Genomic DNA, 16552 nt, shown 5'->3' with positions numbered 1-16552 from the left:
CCGATGACCGATGACGAACGCGCGCTGCGCAGCGAACTGATCGAGGCCTGCCGCAGCATGAACCGGCTGGGCATCAACAAGGGCACCGCGGGCAATATCAGCCTGCGCTATGGCGACGGGTTCCTGATCTCGCCCACCGGCATCCCCTATGACAAGCTGACGCCCGAACATGTGGTGGCGATGAATTGGGATGCGACCTTTGCCGGCGATGTGCTGCCCTCGTCGGAATGGCGCTTTCATCGCGACATCCTGATGGCCCGGCCCGATCTCAATGCGGTGGTTCACACCCATTCCACCAACGCGACCGCCGTCTCGATCCTGGGGCGTGACATTCCGGCGATCCACTATGCCATCGCGGCGGCGGGCGGCGGCACCATCCCCTGCGCGCCTTATGAGATCTTCGGGTCTCAGGAATTGGCCGATGCCGTGGTGCGCGCGCTGCAAGGCCGCCGCGCCTGTCTGATGGCGCATCACGGCGTGATCGCCGCGCATGTGTCGATCGCGCGGGCCCTGGCCCTGGCGGTGACGGTGGAAGAACTTGCGACGCTCTATCTGCAATGCCTGCCCCTGGGCGAGCCGCCGATCCTCAGCGACGCGCAAATCGCCGATGTGATGGAGAAGTTCAAAACCTATGGCCAGCAGACCCCCGAGGTTCAGCAAGGGTTGCGTCAGGCGTCTTGACCATGGACCCGATCCTGCTTGCCCTTGATTCCGGCACGACGGCGGTGAAGGCGGCGGCCTTCGCCGCCGATGGCCGGATGATCGCCACGGCCGAGCGCGCCAATGGCGCGTTGCGGCGCGACGGCATCCGGGTCGAGCAGGATATGGAGGTGACGCGGGACGAGGCTTTCGCCGTGCTGCGCGACTGTGTCGCGCAGATTGGCGGGGCCGCGCAGGTCCGCGGCCTGGTGCTGACGGGCCAGGGCGATGGGCTTTGGCCGGTGGATGCCGCAGGCCAGCCGCTGGGGCGGGCGATGACCTGGCTTGACGGGCGCGCCCGCGACATGATGCCGGCGCTGGCGCCGCAGATGGATGCGGTGCAGGCCATCACCGGGTCGCGCCCGACGGCCGCCTCGGCCAGCCTGCAACTGCTGTGGCTGCAACGCCACGATCCGGCGCGGCTTGCGTCGATCGCGCAGGCGCTGCGGCTGAAGGAATGGCTGCTGCTTTGCCTGACCGGGCAGGTCGCGGCCGAGCCGACCGCCGCCCTGCCGGTCTGGGGCAGCTGGCAAAGCGGCGAGATGCGGCCCGAGGTGCAGGCCGCCCTTGGCCTGCAGCGGGGGTTGGACCTGCTGCCCCCCTTCAGCCCGGTCGGCCAATGCGGCGCGCCGCTTGCCGCCCGGGCCGCGCGCGATCTGGGCCTGCCTGCGGGCCTGCCGGTTCTGCTGGGGCCGGGCGATGTGCAGGCCAGTTTTATCGGCATGGGTCTTGGCAGCCGGCCCGGCGTGTCGCGCGGCTCGATCTTCGGGACCAGCGCGATCCATGCCTGCCTGCACCCCGATCCCGCCGCGATGCAGGCCACCCCGGCCGGGACGATGGTGCAGCGCTTCGCCCTGGGAGAAGGGTATCTCTGCTTCCATCCGGGCTTCAACGGCGCGACGCTGCTGCACCATCTGGCCCGAACCTTCCAGGATCTGCCAAACCCCGCCCCGCCCGCCTATTCTGCGCTGATCCTGCATCCGTTCCTGGAACCGGGCGGCGAACGCGCCCCCTGGACCGACCCGCATGCACAAGGCGCGTTCCTCGGCCTGACCGCAGCCTCCTCCCCCGCCGAGATCGCCTGGGCCGGGCGCGAGGCGCTGGCCTTTGTCGCCTGTCACAGCCATGCCCTGCTGGGCGGCGCGCCGGGCGCGCTGGCTTTGGGCGGCGGGCTGGCCGCCGACCGTTCTTTCGCGCAATTCCTGGCGACCGCGTCCAATCGCATGGTGCAGCGCAGCACCGGCGGCCATGCCGGTCTGCGCGGGCTGGCGGTGATCGGCGCGCGCAGCCTGCTGCAGGTCAGCCCGGACGACCTGGCCGCGCATTGGCTGACCCCGCCGGACGAAACCCTGCTGCCGCAAACCGGCGCGGTGGCGGATTACGCTGGGCAAAAGCGCCGCCTGTTCACCGATCTTCTGGACGCGGTGATGCCCTTCTGGGCGGCCCTGTCCGATCTGCGGGCCACAGCCCAAACCCTGACAAAGCGAGACACGGCATGAACGGTGCGGATATCCTGTGCGAAACCCTGTTGGCCAACGGGATTGACACCTGCTTTGCCAATCCCGGCACCTCCGAGATGCATTTCGTGGCGGCGCTGGACCGTCAGCCCCGGATGCGCTGCGTTCTGGGCCTGTCCGAAGGCGTGGTGACCGGCGCGGCCGATGGCTATGCGCGCATGGCCGGAAAGCCGGCCGTCACGCTCTTGCATACCGGGCCGGGCCTGGCCAATGGTCTGGCCAATCTGCACAACGCGCGCCGGGCGCGCAGCCCGATGGTGAATGTGGTCGGCGATCACGCCACCTACCATCTGCAGCATGACGCGCCGCTGACCTCGGATATCGAGGGGCTGGCCCGGCCGATGTCGCATTGGGTGGGCCGGATCACCGATGCCGGAGATCTGCGCGCCCGCACCGAAGCCGCGATCCGCGCCGCGCTGACCGGCGCCGGCGGGATCGCGACGCTGATCCTGCCCGCCGATGCCGCATGGTCGGCCGCAATCGGCGGCACGCCCACAGCCATTGCCCGCCCGCAGCCCGATCCGGTCGATGCCGGGCGGGTCGATGCGGCGGCACGCGCGCTGGCCAATGGCTTGCCGACGACGATCCTGGTGACCGGCACCGCCCTGCGCGCCGGCACGCTGGAGGTGCTGGACCGCATCGCCCAGAAGACCGGGGCCCGGGTGATGGCGCAGCAGGCCAATGGCCGGATGCAGCGCGGCGCGGGCCGGGTCGCGCTGGACCGGGTGCCCTATGTCATCGACCAGGCGCTGGACAGCTTTGCCCAAACCGCCCAGCTGATCCTGATCGGCGCCAAGGCTCCGGTCGGTTTCTTCGCCTATCCGGGCAAGCCGGGCAGCATGCTGCCCGAAGGCTGCAGCGTGATCCAGATGGCCGGCGCCGATGCCGACCTGCCCGCCGCCGTCGAGGCGCTGGCCCAGGCGGTGGGCGCCAGCCCCGCCCTGCCCCCCCGGCTGGCCGCGCGTCAGCTGCCCGATCTGCCCGGCGGCGCGCTGACGCCCGATGTCATCGCACTGTCCCTGGCGCGGCTGATGCCGGACGAGGCGATCATCTGCGACGAATCCGTGACCTCGGGCCGGGATTTCTTCCGCGCGACCTATGGCGCCGCGCCGCATGATTTTCTGCAATTGACCGGCGGCGCCATCGGCATCGGCATTCCGCTGGCCACCGGCGCGGCCGTCGCCTGCCCCGACCGCAAGGTGATTGGCCTGCAGGCCGATGGCAGCGGCATGTATACCCTGCAGGGCCTGTGGACACAGGCGCGCGAAAACCTGGACGTGGTGACCATCGTCTTTGCCAACCGGCGCTACCAGATCCTGCATGGCGAGTTGAAGAATGTGGGCGCGGGCCAGCCGGGCGAGAATGCGCGCCGGATGCTGGATCTCGACAATCCGGCGCTGGACTGGGTCAGCCTGGCCCGCGGCATGGGGGTCGAGGCCGCCCGCGCCGAGACCGCCGAAGCCTTCCATGACCTCTTGCAGGCCGCCTGCCGCCGCAAGGGGCCGTTCCTGATCGAAGCCGTAATCTGAAGAGGCGACCGATGATCAAGCGGGTTCCACATTGCAGCCATTGGGGCGCCTATACCCTGCTGGTCCAGGATGGCCGGATCGTCGGGGTCGAACCCTTTGCCCAGGATCCGGCCCCGTCCGAGCTGATCCATTCGGTGCCGGAATGGGCCAAGCCCGATCGCCGCGTGCTGCAGCCGATGGTGCGCGAGGGCTGGCTGGCCCATCGCCAGCACAGCGACCGGCGCGGCCGTGGCCGCGAGCGGTTCGTGCCGGTCAGCTGGGACGAGGTGACCGATCTGGTCAGCGCCGAAATCCGCCGCGTCTCGGCCGAGCATGGCAATTCGGCGATCTTTGCCGGCAGCTATGGCTGGACAAGCTGCGGCAGGTTCCACCACGCCTCGACCCTTCTGAAGCGGATGCTCAATCTGGTCGGCGGTTTCACCGGGCATGTCGACACCTATTCCATTGCCGCCGGGCCGGTGATCCTGCGCCATACGCTGGGCGATGAAAGCGCCTGCGGCGGCCAGTCCAACACGCTGGACAGCATCGCCGATCACAGCGAGACGCTGGTGGTCTTCGGCGCGATGTCGCCCCGCACCGCCCAAAGCGAGGCCGGCGGCATCGGCGCGCATTACCTGGAAACCTATCTGCGCCGCATCGTCGACCGCGGGGTCCGGGTGATCCTGGTCTCGCCGCTGAAGGATGATCTGCCGGACTGGGTGGGCGCCGAATGGTGGCCGATCCGCCCGAACACCGACACGGCGCTGATGCTGGGCCTGGCCGGAGAGATCCTGCGCGCCGGGCGGCAGAATGCCGACTTCCTGGCCCGCTGCACCAGCGGATCGCCGCTGTTTCTGGCCTATCTGCGCGGCGACAGCGACGGCCAGCCGAAGGATGCCGATTGGGCGGCGGCGATCACCGGCCTTCCGGCCGAGGCGATCCGGGCGCTGGCCGGCCGCTTGCCCGAAACCCGCAGCATGCTGACGGTCAGCTGGGCCTTGCAGCGCGCCCATCATGGCGAACAGCCGTTCTGGGCCGCCCTTGGGCTGGCGGCGGTGATCGGACAGATCGGCCTGCCGGGCGGCGGGGTCGGCTACGGCTATGGCTCGCTGGGCGGGGTCGGCGCGCCCTTCACCATCGGCAAGTCGCCGGCCATGTCGCAATTGTCGAAGCCGATCAACAGCTTCATCCCGGTCGCACGGATCAGCGACATGCTGCTGAACCCCGGCGCCCCCTACAGCTACGAAGGCCAGGACCGCCACTATCCCGATATCCGGCTGATCTATTGGGCCGGCGGCAACCCGTTCCACCACCATCAGGACCTGAACCGCCTGGCCGAGGCCTGGACCCGGCCCGAAACGATCATCGTGCAGGATCCGATGTTCACCGCCACGGCACGGCGCGCCGATATCCTGCTGCCCGCCTCGACCTCGATCGAGCGCAACGATCTTGCGGGCAACAAGCGCTCGGATGCGATCCTGGCCATGGGTCAGGCCATCGCGCCCCTGGGCCAATCCCGGTCGGATTTCGACATCTTCAACGCGCTTTGCGAAAAGCTGGGCGTGGCGCCGGCCTTCAACGAGGGCCGCGACGAGATGGGCTGGGTCCGCCACCTTTACGACGAAAGCCGCGATTATGCGCAACAGCGCCACGGTTTCGCGATGCCCGATTTCGACACGTTCTGGGCGCAGGGCTATGCGAAATGTCCCGTGCAGCGCGACCATGTCTATCTGGCCGAGTACCGCGCCGATCCGCAGGCCCATCCGCTTGATACCGAAAGCGGCTTGATCGTGCTGGGAAGTGAAACGCTGGCCCGGCTGGGCCATGCCGATTGCCGGGCGCATCCGGCCTGGATCGCGCCGGCGGAATGGCTTGGCGCGGCCGGGCCCGGCGAGTTGCACCTGATCTCGCATCAGCCCAACGGCCGGTTGCACAGCCAGCTGGAGACCGGCAAAGCCAGCCTCGCCGGACGGCGGGCGGGGCGCGAACAGGTTCTGCTGCATCCCGCCGAAGCCCGCGCCCGCAAGATCGCCGACGGGCAGACCGTGCGGCTCTGGAATGCGCGGGGGGCCTGCCTTGCCACGGCGCGGGTGACCGACAGCGTGGCCCCGGGCGTCGTCATCCTGCCGACCGGCGCCTGGTTCACCCCCTCGGACACAGGCGGGCCCGAGCTTGCCGGCAACCCCAATGTGCTGACCCTTGATATCGGCACCTCGGCCTTCGGGCAGGGCTGCTCGGCCCAGACCTGCCTGGTGCGGGTCGAGCCCCATGCCGGCGATGCCGGCGATGCCATCCAGATCTATGACGCCCAACTGGCAGAACTCCTGCCCAACCGTGAAGGACATTTCTCATGACCGCAGCCGCCATCAGCCGCTTCCCGATCCCCGAGATCGCCGACATGCCCGAAGACCTGCGCGACCGCATTCTGGCCGTGCAGGAAAAATCGGGCTTCGTGCCGAATGTGTTCCTGACGCTGGCGCATCGCCCCGATGAATTCCGCGCCTTCTTTGCCTATCACGACGCGCTGATGGACAAGCCGGGCAATCTGACCAAGGCCGAGCGCGAGATGATCGTGGTCGCCACCTCGAACCTGAACCAGTGCCAGTATTGCGTCGTGGCCCATGGCGCGATCCTGCGCATCCGCGCCAAGGATCCGCTGATCGCCGATCAGGTGGCGATCAACTACCGCAAGGCCGACATCACCCCGCGCCAGAAGGCGATGATCGACTTCGGGGTGAAAGTCTCGGTCCGGGCCTACGAAGTCGGCGACGACGACATCGCGCTGCTGAAATCCCATGGCTTCACCGAGGAAGACATCTGGGACATTGCCGCCATCTCGGCCTTCTTCGGCATGTCGAACCGGCTGGCCAATGTCACCAGCATGCGCCCCAATGACGAATTCTACAATCTCGGGCGCTAGGCATGGCCAAGGGATATAAGGACATGCTGGCCGAGGCCGAGGCCGTCGTGACCTCGGTCGAGGGCGACGAGATGGCGGCGCGCCTTCAGGACCCCGAGATCGTCATGGTCGATATCCGCGACCCGCGCGAATTGGAACGCGAGGGGATGATCCCGGGCGCCTTCCATGCGCCGCGCGGAATGCTGGAATTCTGGATCGACCCCGACAGCCCCTATCACAAGCCGCGTTTCGCCGAAGGCAAGACCTATGTCTTCTACTGCGCCAGCGGCTGGCGGTCGCTGCTGGCGGCCCGGGTCGCGCAGGAAATGGGTCTGCAGGCGCGCAGCCTGCGGGGCGGTTTCGGCGGCTGGAAGACGGCGGGCCGGCCGGTGGCCGAAATGCCCCGGCGCGGCTAGGGCTCGGAACGGCGGCGCGAAACGGCTGGGGAGCGAAACGACTGGGGCCCGGCGCGGCTGGGCCCGGCGGGCTTTGGGGGACAGGCCCGAGGGGGGAAGAATGAGCAAATACGAAGACGGCCTTGGCCGATGCGCCGCCAATCACCAGCCGCTGACGCCGATTTCCTATCTTGAGCGGGCCGCCCACACCTACCCGGCCCATCCGGCGATCGTGCATGGAAGGCAGCGTCATTCCTATGCCCGGCTGTGGCAGGATTGCCGCCGCCTCGCCTCGGCGCTGATCGCGCAGGGCGTCGGCAAGGGCGATACGGTCACGGTGATGCTGCCCAATGTGCCGCCGATGGTGCAGGTCCATTACGCGGTGCCCATGGCCGGGGGGGCGGTGCTGCACGCGCTGAACACCCGCTCGGATGCGGCAACCATCGCCTTTCAGCTGGACCATGCCGAAACCCGCGTGTTGATCGTCGACCGCGAATATGCGGCGGTCATGGCCGAGGCGCTGGCCCTGGCCCGGGTGCGGCCGCTGGTGATCGACTATGATGACAGCGAATATCCGGTTGCGGGCGGTCCGCCCAGGGGCGCCCGCATCGGCACGCTCGACTATGATGCCTTCCTGGCCAGCGGCGACCCTGACGGCGCCTGGTCCCTGCCCGCCGATGAATGGGATGCGATCGCGCTGAACTATACCTCGGGTACGACCGGCAACCCCAAGGGCGTGGTCTATCACCATCGCGGCGCGGCGCTGATGGCGCTGAACAATGTCTTGCATGGCGAGATGGGCAAACATCCGGTCTATCTCTGGACGCTGCCGATGTTCCATTGCAACGGGTGGAGCTTCAGCTGGGCCATCGCCGTTCAGGCGGGCACCCATGTCTGTCTGCGCTGGGTGCGGGCGGGCGCAATCTACGCCGCCCTTGCCGACCATGCGGTGACCCATCTGTGCGGGGCGCCCATCGTCATGTCGACGCTGATCAACGCCCCCGATGCCGAACGGCGCGCGCTGCCGCATCGGGTGATCTTCAACACTGCCGCCGCCCCCCCGCCCGAAGCGGTGCTGCAGGCGATGGCGAATGCCGGGTTCCGGGTCAACCACCTGTACGGGCTGACCGAAACCTACGGGCCGACCGTGGTGAATGAATGGAATGCCGACTGGGACGCGCTGCCCGCCGCCGATCAGGCGGCCCATAAGGCGCGGCAAGGCGTGCGCTATCTGTCGCTCTCGGATCTGGCCGTGCTGGACCCCGAAACGATGCAGCCCGTTCCCGCCGATGGGGAAACGCGGGGCGAGGTGATGTTCCGCGGCAATGTGGTGATGAAGGGCTATCTGAAGAACCCTGCCGCCACGGCCGAGGCCTTCGCGGGGGGCTGGTTCCACTCGGGCGATCTGGGGGTTCTGCATCCCGACGGCTATATCCAGCTGAAGGACCGCTCAAAGGACATCATCATCTCGGGCGGCGAGAATATCTCGTCGATCGAGGTCGAGGACGCGATCTATCGCCATCCCGCCGTCGCGCTGTGCGGCGTCGTGGCGATGCCGGATGCGAAATGGGGAGAACGTCCCTGCGCCTTCGTCGAGCTGCGGGCGGGCCAGACGGTCACCGAGGCCGATCTGATCGCGCATTGCCGCCACCAGATCGCCAAATACAAGCTGCCCGCGCGGGTGGTCTTTGCCGACCTGCCGAAGACCTCGACCGGGAAGATCCAGAAATTCGTGTTGCGCGCGCGTGCAACGGAAATCGCCGAAGCCTAGGGCCGCGCGGGGGGCATGATGACCGAAGACAGAACCGAAGCTTTGCTGGCCCGCCTGGCCCAGGTGCTGCCGCAGCGGGCGCTGATGATCGGCGATGCCGTGGATCCGCGCTATCAGGAAGACCGGCGCAACCGCCCCTCGGCCCGCCCGCCCTTCGTGCTGCGCCCGGGATCGACGGCCGAGGTGGCGGCGGGTGTCGCGGCTTGCAACGCCTTTGGCCAACCCTTGGTGGTGCAGGGCGGCCGCACCGGCCTGTCCGGCGCCCATCGGATCTGGGCGGGCGAGGCCGTCCTGTCGCTGGAACGGATGACCGCGGTCGAACCCGTGCAACCCGGCGCCACCACGGTCCTGGCCGAAGCCGGGGCGCCCCTGCAACGCGTGCAAGAGGCGGCGCTGGCCGCCGACCAGATCTTTGGCGTCGATATCGGCGCGCGCGGCACCGCCACGATCGGCGGCAATATCGCCACCAATGCCGGCGGCATCCGCGTCTTGCGCTATGGCATGTTCCGGGCCCAGGTGGCCGGGCTTGAGGCGGTCCTGGCCGATGGCACGATCCTGTCGGCGCTGAAGGATGTCGAGAAGGACAATTGCGGTTATGACCTGAACCAGCTGTTCATCGGCAGCGAGGGCACATTGGGCATCGTCACCCGCGCCCGGCTGCGCCTGCACCCGCGCCCGGTGATCGAGGCGAATGCCTTTGTCGCCCTGCCGACGATCGAAGCGGCACTGGTTCTGCTGACGCGGCTGCGCGCCGCGGTGGGCAGCACGCTCTCGGCCTTCGAGATCATGTTGCCGGGCGCCTATCATGGCGTCACCAAACATCTGGGCCTGACGCCGCCCCTTGCCACAGCCGCCCCCGCCTATGTGCTGGCCGAGATCCAGGCCCCGGCCGGCGCGGCCGAAGCCGAAGAGATCTTCATGGCAAGCCTGGTCGCCGCGATGGAAGAGGGGCTCGCGCTGGACGCGGTGGTGTCGCAATCCCCGCGCGAGTTTCAGGCCCTTTGGGATCTGCGCGACGGCTGCCCCGAATATGTACGATCGCTGCAGCATGTCGCCAGTGGCGATATCAGCGTGCCGACGGCCCGCATCGCCGATTTCCTGCACGAAAGCCAGGCGGCCTTGCGCGCCATCGACCCCGAGACCGCCTTCCATGTCTTCGGCCATCTGGGCGATGGCAATCTGCACTATGTCTTCCAGACCCCGCAGAAAGAGCCGGCCATGGCCAGGCTTCTTCAGCTGGTGTCAGACTATGGCGGCTCGATCTCGGCCGAACATGGCATCGGCGTCGACAAGAAGCCCTTCCTTCACCTGTCGCGCAGCCCCGCGCAGATCGCGACCATGCGGCTGCTGAAAACCGCGCTGGATCCGCAGATGATCCTGAACCGGGGTCGCATCTTCGACATGCCCGCCGCCGGCTGATCCCACGCCCGACTGATCCTCGGCGCCAATCTGAAAGCCGTTTTCAGCGCTATATCGCCCCTCCCCCGGGGGCCGGGGCCAAGAAAGTTGCGCAACTTCCGCCGCTGCGGAACAAAACTGGCTGAGCCCGACTTGAAACCAAATCCCGAGCGACTTAATCGGAAGCGACGTCCTTCCAGTGATCCGGGGTATGGGCACGATCCGCCGCAGGCGATCGCGTTGGTGACTTGTGTCATAAGGGAAGCCGTCCCACCGATTGACCGTGTAAAGGATTGCCCCAGGCGCATGATCGAAGAAAACCTGCTGCTTATCCTGGTCGGCCTTCCCTTCGCCGCGGCCATCGCCGCGAGTACGGTTTCCACGACGGCACATCGTGCGGCGGCCTGGGTCTCGGGAATTCTTCTGGCCGTGGGCCTGCCGATCCTGGCCACGCTGCACGGGCCGATCGCCGATGGCCAGGTGCTGCGCGCCTCGCTGTATTGGGTGCCCTCGCTGGGGCTGACGCTGACCTTCCGGATGGACGGTTTCGTCTGGATGTTCGTGGCGCTGGTCTATGGCATCGCCATTCTGGTGCTGATCTACGCCCGCTACTACCTGTCGAAATCCGATCCGGTGCCGCGCTTCTACGCCTTCCTGATGGCCTTCACCGGCGCCATGGTCAGCATGCTGATGTCGGGCAACATATTGATGTTGGTGGTGTTCTGGGAACTGACCTCGATCCTGTCCTTCCTGCTGATCGGCTATTGGTATCAGGGCCAGGCCGCCCGCGACGGGGCGCGCATGGCGCTGATCGTCACCGGCCTGGGCGGGCTGTGCCTGTTCGTGGCCATGCTGCTTCTGGGCCAGATCGTCGGCAGCTACGATCTGGACCGGGTTCTGCTGGCCGGAGACAAGGTGCGCGCCGATCCTTTGTATCCGCTGCTGTTGACGCTGTTCCTGCTGGGCGCCTTCACCAAATCGGCGCAGATGCCGTTCCATTTCTGGCTGCCCGGCGCCATGGCCGCGCCCACGCCGGTCTCGGCCTTCCTGCATTCGGCGACCATGGTGAAGGCCGGGGTCTTCCTGCTGGTGCGCTTTTCGCCGGTCATGGGGCAGACCGATCTGTGGTTCTATGCCGTCACCGGCACCGGCATGGTGACGCTGGTCCTCGGCTCGCTGATCGCGCTGTTCCGCCATGACCTGAAGGGCTTGCTCGCCTATTCCACCATCAGCCATCTGGGCCTGATCACCGCCCTGGCCGGGATCGGCAGCCAGGCCGCCATCCTGGCCGCGATCTTCCACATCGCCAATCATGCGGTGTTCAAGGCCAGCCTGTTCATGGCCGCCGGCATCATCGACCACGAAACCGGCACCCGCGACATGCGCCGGCTCAGCGGGCTCATCCGCGCCATGCCGGTCACCGGCAGCCTGGCCATCGTCGCCTCGGCCGCCATGGCGGGGGTGCCGCTGCTGAACGGCTTCCTGTCCAAGGAGATGTTCTTCGCCGAGGCGGCCGACTGGCACAACGGATCCTGGCTGGACGATTCGCTGGCCTATCTGGCCACGCTGGCCGGGGTCTTCGCCGTGGCCTATTCGCTGCGCTTCATCGCCAGCGTGTTCTTCGGCCCGCCCGCGACCGACCTGCCCAAGACCCCGCACGAGCCGCCGGGCTGGATGCGCCACCCAGTCGAGCTTTTGGTGCTGGTCTGCCTGATCGTCGGCATCTTCCCCGACCAGACCCTGGGCCCGACCCTGCATGTCGCCGCCCGCTCGGTTCTGGGCGCCGATCTGCCCTATACCGATATCGCGATCTGGCACGGCTTCACCCTGCCCCTGGGGATGAGCCTGATCGCCCTGGTCGGCGGGGTGGTGCTGTACATGCTGTTCCGCGACCGGATCGCCGCCGGGCCCGAAGGCCCGCCGCTGTTGCACCGGCTGCGGGCGCAGCGGGTGTTCGAACGGCTGCTGCTGCTGTTGACCTGGAAATTCCCCCGCCAGGCGCATCGCCTGATCGGGGCCGACCGGCTGCAGCCGCAGCTGCGCATCATCGTGCTTCTGGCGGTGGCGGCGGGTGTGGCCACGCTTTGGGGCGGGTTGCGCCAGGCGCCGCAACCGCTGGCCACCCCGCTGAACCCGTCTTTCGCGGTGATGTGGCTGGTCGGCGGCGCCTGCGCCATCGGCGCGGCCTGGATGGCCAAGTACCACCGCTTCGCCGCCGTCGTGCTGCTGGGCGGGGCCGGCGCGGTCACCTGCCTGACCTTCGCCTGGCTTTCCGCGCCCGATCTGGCGGTGACCCAGCTTCTGGTCGAGATCGTCACCACCGTGCTTCTGCTTCTGGGCCTGCGCTGGCTGCCCAAGCGGCGCGAAGAGATCGCCGAGGACCGGCTTCTGCCCGCCCGCCTGCGCCGCGGCCGTGATTTCGTCATCGCCGTCGTCGCCGGGGCCGGCCTGTCGGCCATCGCCTATGTGATGATGACCTGGCCGCATATCTCGAATGTCGGCAACTGGTTCCTGCGCAACGCCTATAGCGAGGGCGGCGGCACCAATGTGGTCAATGTGATCCTGGTCGATTTCCGCGCCTTCGACACATTCGGCGAAATCACCGTGCTGGCGATCGTGGGCATCAGCGTCTATGCGCTCTTGCGCCGCTTCCGTCCGGCGCCGGAAAGCATCGACCAGCCGGCCGACCAGACCGGTCCCGAACAGCGCAGCATCACCGAGGTGCTGCTGGTGCCTTCGGTGATCATGCGCTGGATGTTCCCGGTGCTGATCGTGCTGGCGGCCTATCTGTTCTTCCGCGGCCATGATCTGCCGGGCGGCGGCTTTTCGGCCGGGGTGACCGTTTCGATCGCCTTCCTGCTGCAATATCTGGCCCATGACGTGCGCTGGATCGAGGCGCGGCTGACCGTGCTGCCGATCAAATGGATGGGGGCGGGCCTGTTGGTGGCGGGGCTGACCGGCGTCGGCGCCTTCCTGTTCGGCTATCCGTTCCTGACCGCGCATGCGCAATATGTCGACCTGCCGCTGATCGGCAAGGTTCCGGCGGCGACGGCGCTTCTGTTCGATGCCGGGGTCTTCGCCCTGGTCATGGGCGCGACGGTGCTGATGCTGGTCGCCATCGCGCACCAGGCGCTGCGGATCGCCCGCCTGCGCGAACGCGACGCCGCGGCGCGCAGTGAAACGGAGGGCCTGTGATGGAACTTGTGCTGTCGCTGGTGATCGGCATCTTCGCCGGATCGGGGATCTGGCTGTTGCTGCGGCCGCGGACCTTCCAGGTCATCATCGGCCTTTGCCTTCTGTCCTATGCGGTCAACCTGTTCATCTTCTCGATGGGCCGGCTGACCGTGGGGGCGCCGGCCATCATGCCGCGCGGCGGTTTCGTCAACCCCGCCGCCTATGCCGATCCGGTGCCCCAGGCGCTGGTCCTGACCGCAATCGTCATCAGCTTTGCCACCACGGCGCTGTTTCTGGTGGTGCTGATCGCCGCACGCGGGCTGACCGGCAATGACCATGTCGACGGAAGGGAGACCGAGCAATGATGCCCGGACCCGATCACCTGATCATCGCTCCGATCCTGATCCCGTTCTTCGCCGGGGCGCTGATGCTGGTCTATGACGAACGCCAGCGCAGCGCCAAACTGGTGATCAGCCTGGCCTCGGTCCTGGCCACCCTGCTGGTCGCGATCGAGCTTCTGGTCCGCGCCGAGGGCAGCGAGCTGGTCGGCGACAATGACATCGGCTTCTATCTGCTGGGCGACTGGGCGGCGCCCTGGGGCATCGTGCTGGTGATCGACCGGCTGTCGGCGATGATGCTGGTGCTGACCGGGCTTCTGGCCCTGCCCGCCCTGGTCTATGCCGCCGCCGCCTGGTCGCGCCAGGGCCAGCATTTCTACAGCATGTTCCAGTTCCTGCTGATGGGGCTGAACGGCGCCTTCCTGACCGGCGACCTGTTCAACCTCTTCGTGTTCTTCGAATTGCTGCTGGCGGCGTCCTACGGGCTGTTGCTGCATGGCGGCGGGCAGCTGCGCGTCTTGGGCGGCATGCATTACATCGCCATCAACCTGGCCGGTTCGCTGCTGTTCCTGATCGGCGTCAGCCTGATCTACGGCGCCACCGGCACGCTCAGCATGGCGCATCTGTCGAACATCGTCCCCACCCTGCCCGAGGCGCAGCGCCCGCTGCTGCAGGCCGGCGCCGCCTTCATGGGCCTGGCCTTCCTGATCAAGGCCGGGATCTGGCCGCTGTCCTTCTGGCTGCCCACCGCCTATATGGCCGGCGCCGCCCCGGTCACCGCCATGTTCGCCATCATGACCAAGGTCGGCGTCTATGCGATCCTGCGCCTGGTCTTCCTGCTGTTCGGCGCCAGCGCCGGCGTCTCGGCCGGCTTCGGCGGCGAGGTGCTGATCCTGGGCGGCATGGCCACCGTGACCTTCGGCTTCCTGGGGGTCCTGGCCTCGCAGGGGCTGGGGCGGATGGCCGCGCATATGGTGCTGGTCTCGTCCGGCACGGTCCTGGCCGCCGCGGGCTTCGTGCTGCTGGGCGGCAGCGTGCAGATCCTGGCCGCGGCGCTGTTCTACCTTCTGTCCTCGACCCTGGCCATCAGCGCGCTGTTCCTGCTGATCGAACCGATGAGCCGCGAGGAAGGCGGCATTGCCGCCCTTCTGGCGCTGACCGCCGATGCCTATGGGCTGGACGACCGCGAGGAGGACCGCCAGCCCGAAGTGGGCCTGGCCATCCCGGGCACGCTGACCGTACTGGGCCTGGCCTTCGGCGCCTGTGTGCTGGTGCTGGCGGGCCTGCCGCCCCTGTCGGGCTTCCTGGGCAAGCTCGGGATGCTGCAGGGGCTGCTGCGCGACGGGGCGGCCACGCCGGTCCTGTCCTGGACCTTCATCACCCTGCTGATCCTGTCGGGCTTTGCCACGCTTCTGGGCCTGGTGCGCGTCGGCATCCAGACCTTCTGGGCCAGCGAGGGCGAACCGCCCCAGGTCCTGGCGCTGGAAATCGCCCCGGTGATCGCCTTGATCGGCATGATCCTGTTCCTGACCTTCAAGGCCGATGTGACCCTGCGCTACATGGAAAAGACCGCCTCGGCCCTGCTGCGGCCCGCGATCTATGCCGAAGGCGTGCTGGGCGCCCCCCGCGCCGCCGATGAGGCCGAAGATGCCGCCGAAGCGGCCGCGGCCGCCGCCGCTGCAAAGGAGGCCAAATGATGCGCCTTCTGCCCCATCCCCTGCTGTCGGCCGCCCTGGTGCTGATGTGGCTGATGCTGACCCGCTTCTCGCTGGGCCATCTGGTCCTGGGCTCGGCCATCGCGGTCATCGCGGGCCTGGCCCTGGCCCGGATCGAGCCGCCGGCGCCGCGCATCCGGTCCTGGCCGGCGCTGATCCGGCTGTTCGGCATCGTCACGCTGGACATCCTGCGCTCGAACTGGGCGGTGGCCCGGCTGATGCTGACCAATGGCCGCCACGGCGCCCGCCGCTCGGCCTTTGTCGACATTCCGCTCCGGCTGCAGAACCCGGTCGGGCTGGCGCTTCTGGCGGTGATCGTCACCGCCACCCCCGGCACGGCCTGGCTGGAATACGATCAGGAAAGCGGCGTGCTGCTGCTGCATGTCTTCGACATGATCGACGAGGATGGCTGGCGGGCGCTGATCCGCGACCGCTACGAAGCCCTGCTGTTGGAGGTGTTCGCATGACCACGCTGCTCTGGGTCGCGCTGACCTATGCCCAGATCACCCTTGCCCTGGCCGCCTGCCTGGCCGCTGCGCGCATCCTGATCGGCCCCAGGGCGCAGGACCGGGTTCTGGGGCTGGATGCGCTGTATATCGTCATCATGCTGCTGTTCATCGTCACCGGCATGCGGCTGGGCACGCCCTTCCTGTTCGAGGCCGCCCTGATCATCGCTGTCGCGGGCTTTGTCAGCACCGTCACCCTGGGCAAGTTCCTGCTGCGCGGCGAGGTGATCGAATGAGCGGGCTTGAAGGTCTGCCGCCCTGGCTGATCCTGCCGGTCGCGGGGTTTCTGGTGCTGGGCAGCACGCTGACCCTGCTGGGCGCCTTCGGGCTTCTGCATCTGAAAAGCTTCTACGACCGCATCCATGCCCCCACTCTGGGCACCAGCTGGGGCACGGCGGCCATCCTTCTGGCCTCGGCCCTGTCCTGGTCCTGGGCCGAAGACCGGGTCTTCCTGCACGAGCTGGTGATCGGCATCTGCGTCATGGCCACCACGCCCGTCACGCTGATGGTTCTGGGCCGCGCCGCCCTGCACCGCGACCGGACCGAGGGGCGCGGCGATGTGCCCCCTGCCCCGCCGCGGACCGAACCGGCGCCTGAGGGCGCGGATAAGGCCTAAAGGGCCCCCTGCCCTA

Annotated in this window: 14 protein-coding genes; all 14 read left to right on the top strand. The window is 67.9% G+C overall.

The window, feature by feature from the left end; translation table 11 throughout:
• The first annotated feature begins 3 nt into the window (after nt 1-3).
• Nucleotides 4-681 carry an L-fuculose-phosphate aldolase gene (locus K1Y73_RS00680; RefSeq protein WP_225025982.1) on the top strand — a complete coding sequence of 226 codons (678 nt, stop codon included), beginning with the start codon at nt 4-6 and terminating at the stop codon, nt 679-681.
• Between the two features lie 2 nt (nt 682-683).
• Nucleotides 684-2198 (top strand): FGGY family carbohydrate kinase, encoded by a 1515-nt coding sequence (locus K1Y73_RS00675; protein WP_225025981.1) that lies wholly within the window; start codon nt 684-686, stop codon nt 2196-2198.
• Nucleotides 2195-3745, top strand: a complete 1551-nt coding sequence (locus tag K1Y73_RS00670) for an acetolactate synthase large subunit (protein WP_225025980.1) — start codon at nt 2195-2197, stop codon at nt 3743-3745. The genes K1Y73_RS00675 and K1Y73_RS00670 overlap by 4 nt, the downstream gene beginning before the upstream one ends.
• A gap of 11 nt (nt 3746-3756) precedes the next feature.
• Nucleotides 3757-6078, top strand: a complete 2322-nt coding sequence (locus K1Y73_RS00665; protein WP_225025979.1) for a molybdopterin guanine dinucleotide-containing S/N-oxide reductase — start codon at nt 3757-3759, stop codon at nt 6076-6078.
• Nucleotides 6075-6644 (top strand): peroxidase-related enzyme, encoded by a 570-nt coding sequence (locus tag K1Y73_RS00660; RefSeq protein WP_225025978.1) that lies wholly within the window; start codon nt 6075-6077, stop codon nt 6642-6644. Before K1Y73_RS00665 ends, K1Y73_RS00660 begins: the two co-directional genes overlap by 4 nt.
• Nucleotides 6645-6646: 2 nt before the next feature.
• Nucleotides 6647-7039: a rhodanese-like domain-containing protein gene (locus K1Y73_RS00655; protein WP_225025977.1), complete on the top strand. Its 393-nt coding sequence runs from the start codon at nt 6647-6649 to the stop codon at nt 7037-7039.
• Between the two features lie 100 nt (nt 7040-7139).
• Nucleotides 7140-8789, top strand: coding sequence for an acyl-CoA synthetase (locus K1Y73_RS00650; RefSeq protein ID WP_225025976.1), 1650 nt, complete (start codon nt 7140-7142; stop codon nt 8787-8789).
• Nucleotides 8790-8807: 18 nt separating this feature from the next.
• Nucleotides 8808-10208 (top strand): FAD-binding oxidoreductase, encoded by a 1401-nt coding sequence (locus K1Y73_RS00645; protein WP_225025975.1) that lies wholly within the window; start codon nt 8808-8810, stop codon nt 10206-10208.
• A gap of 285 nt (nt 10209-10493) precedes the next feature.
• On the top strand, nt 10494-13382 hold the full coding sequence (locus K1Y73_RS00640; protein WP_225025974.1) for a monovalent cation/H+ antiporter subunit A: 2889 nt from the start codon (nt 10494-10496) through the stop codon (nt 13380-13382).
• Nucleotides 13382-13726 carry a Na+/H+ antiporter subunit C gene (locus K1Y73_RS00635; protein ID WP_225025973.1) on the top strand — a complete coding sequence of 115 codons (345 nt, stop codon included), beginning with the start codon at nt 13382-13384 and terminating at the stop codon, nt 13724-13726. Before K1Y73_RS00640 ends, K1Y73_RS00635 begins: the two co-directional genes overlap by 1 nt.
• A complete protein-coding gene (locus K1Y73_RS00630; RefSeq protein WP_225025972.1) occupies nt 13723-15396 on the top strand; it encodes a monovalent cation/H+ antiporter subunit D in 1674 nt (557 codons plus the stop codon). The genes K1Y73_RS00635 and K1Y73_RS00630 overlap by 4 nt, the downstream gene beginning before the upstream one ends.
• Nucleotides 15393-15881, top strand: a complete 489-nt coding sequence (locus tag K1Y73_RS00625) for a Na+/H+ antiporter subunit E (RefSeq protein ID WP_225025971.1) — start codon at nt 15393-15395, stop codon at nt 15879-15881. The genes K1Y73_RS00630 and K1Y73_RS00625 overlap by 4 nt, the downstream gene beginning before the upstream one ends.
• The gene (locus tag K1Y73_RS00620) at nt 15878-16156 is read left to right on the top strand and encodes a K+/H+ antiporter subunit F (protein WP_225025970.1); all 279 of its coding nucleotides are present in this window, start codon (nt 15878-15880) and stop codon (nt 16154-16156) included. Before K1Y73_RS00625 ends, K1Y73_RS00620 begins: the two co-directional genes overlap by 4 nt.
• Nucleotides 16153-16536 (top strand): monovalent cation/H(+) antiporter subunit G, encoded by a 384-nt coding sequence (gene mnhG / locus K1Y73_RS00615; RefSeq protein WP_225025969.1) that lies wholly within the window; start codon nt 16153-16155, stop codon nt 16534-16536. Before K1Y73_RS00620 ends, mnhG begins: the two co-directional genes overlap by 4 nt.
• Nucleotides 16537-16552: the final 16 nt, after the last annotated feature.

Source organism: Xinfangfangia pollutisoli (assembly GCF_020179405.1).
Lineage (GTDB): Bacteria > Pseudomonadota > Alphaproteobacteria > Rhodobacterales > Rhodobacteraceae > Pseudogemmobacter > Pseudogemmobacter pollutisoli.
This window is presented reverse-complemented; position numbering and strand designations above follow the sequence as displayed.

Bases quoted from the DNA above. Each gene is read 5' to 3' on its own strand.
- K1Y73_RS00620 (WP_225025970.1), top strand. From the start codon at position 15,878: ATGACCACGCTGCTCTGGGTCGCGCTGACCTATGCCCAGATCACCCTT.
- K1Y73_RS00675 (WP_225025981.1), top strand. From the start codon at position 684: ATGGACCCGATCCTGCTTGCCCTTGATTCCGGCACGACGGCGGTGAAG.
- K1Y73_RS00625 (WP_225025971.1), top strand. From the start codon at position 15,393: ATGATGCGCCTTCTGCCCCATCCCCTGCTGTCGGCCGCCCTGGTGCTG.
- K1Y73_RS00680 (WP_225025982.1), top strand. From the start codon at position 4: ATGACCGATGACGAACGCGCGCTGCGCAGCGAACTGATCGAGGCCTGC.
- K1Y73_RS00630 (WP_225025972.1), top strand. From the start codon at position 13,723: ATGATGCCCGGACCCGATCACCTGATCATCGCTCCGATCCTGATCCCG.
- K1Y73_RS00660 (WP_225025978.1), top strand. From the start codon at position 6,075: ATGACCGCAGCCGCCATCAGCCGCTTCCCGATCCCCGAGATCGCCGAC.
- K1Y73_RS00655 (WP_225025977.1), top strand. From the start codon at position 6,647: ATGGCCAAGGGATATAAGGACATGCTGGCCGAGGCCGAGGCCGTCGTG.
- mnhG (WP_225025969.1), top strand. From the start codon at position 16,153: ATGAGCGGGCTTGAAGGTCTGCCGCCCTGGCTGATCCTGCCGGTCGCG.
- K1Y73_RS00635 (WP_225025973.1), top strand. From the start codon at position 13,382: ATGGAACTTGTGCTGTCGCTGGTGATCGGCATCTTCGCCGGATCGGGG.
- K1Y73_RS00670 (WP_225025980.1), top strand. From the start codon at position 2,195: ATGAACGGTGCGGATATCCTGTGCGAAACCCTGTTGGCCAACGGGATT.
- K1Y73_RS00645 (WP_225025975.1), top strand. From the start codon at position 8,808: ATGACCGAAGACAGAACCGAAGCTTTGCTGGCCCGCCTGGCCCAGGTG.
- K1Y73_RS00665 (WP_225025979.1), top strand. From the start codon at position 3,757: ATGATCAAGCGGGTTCCACATTGCAGCCATTGGGGCGCCTATACCCTG.
- K1Y73_RS00650 (WP_225025976.1), top strand. From the start codon at position 7,140: ATGAGCAAATACGAAGACGGCCTTGGCCGATGCGCCGCCAATCACCAG.
- K1Y73_RS00640 (WP_225025974.1), top strand. From the start codon at position 10,494: ATGATCGAAGAAAACCTGCTGCTTATCCTGGTCGGCCTTCCCTTCGCC.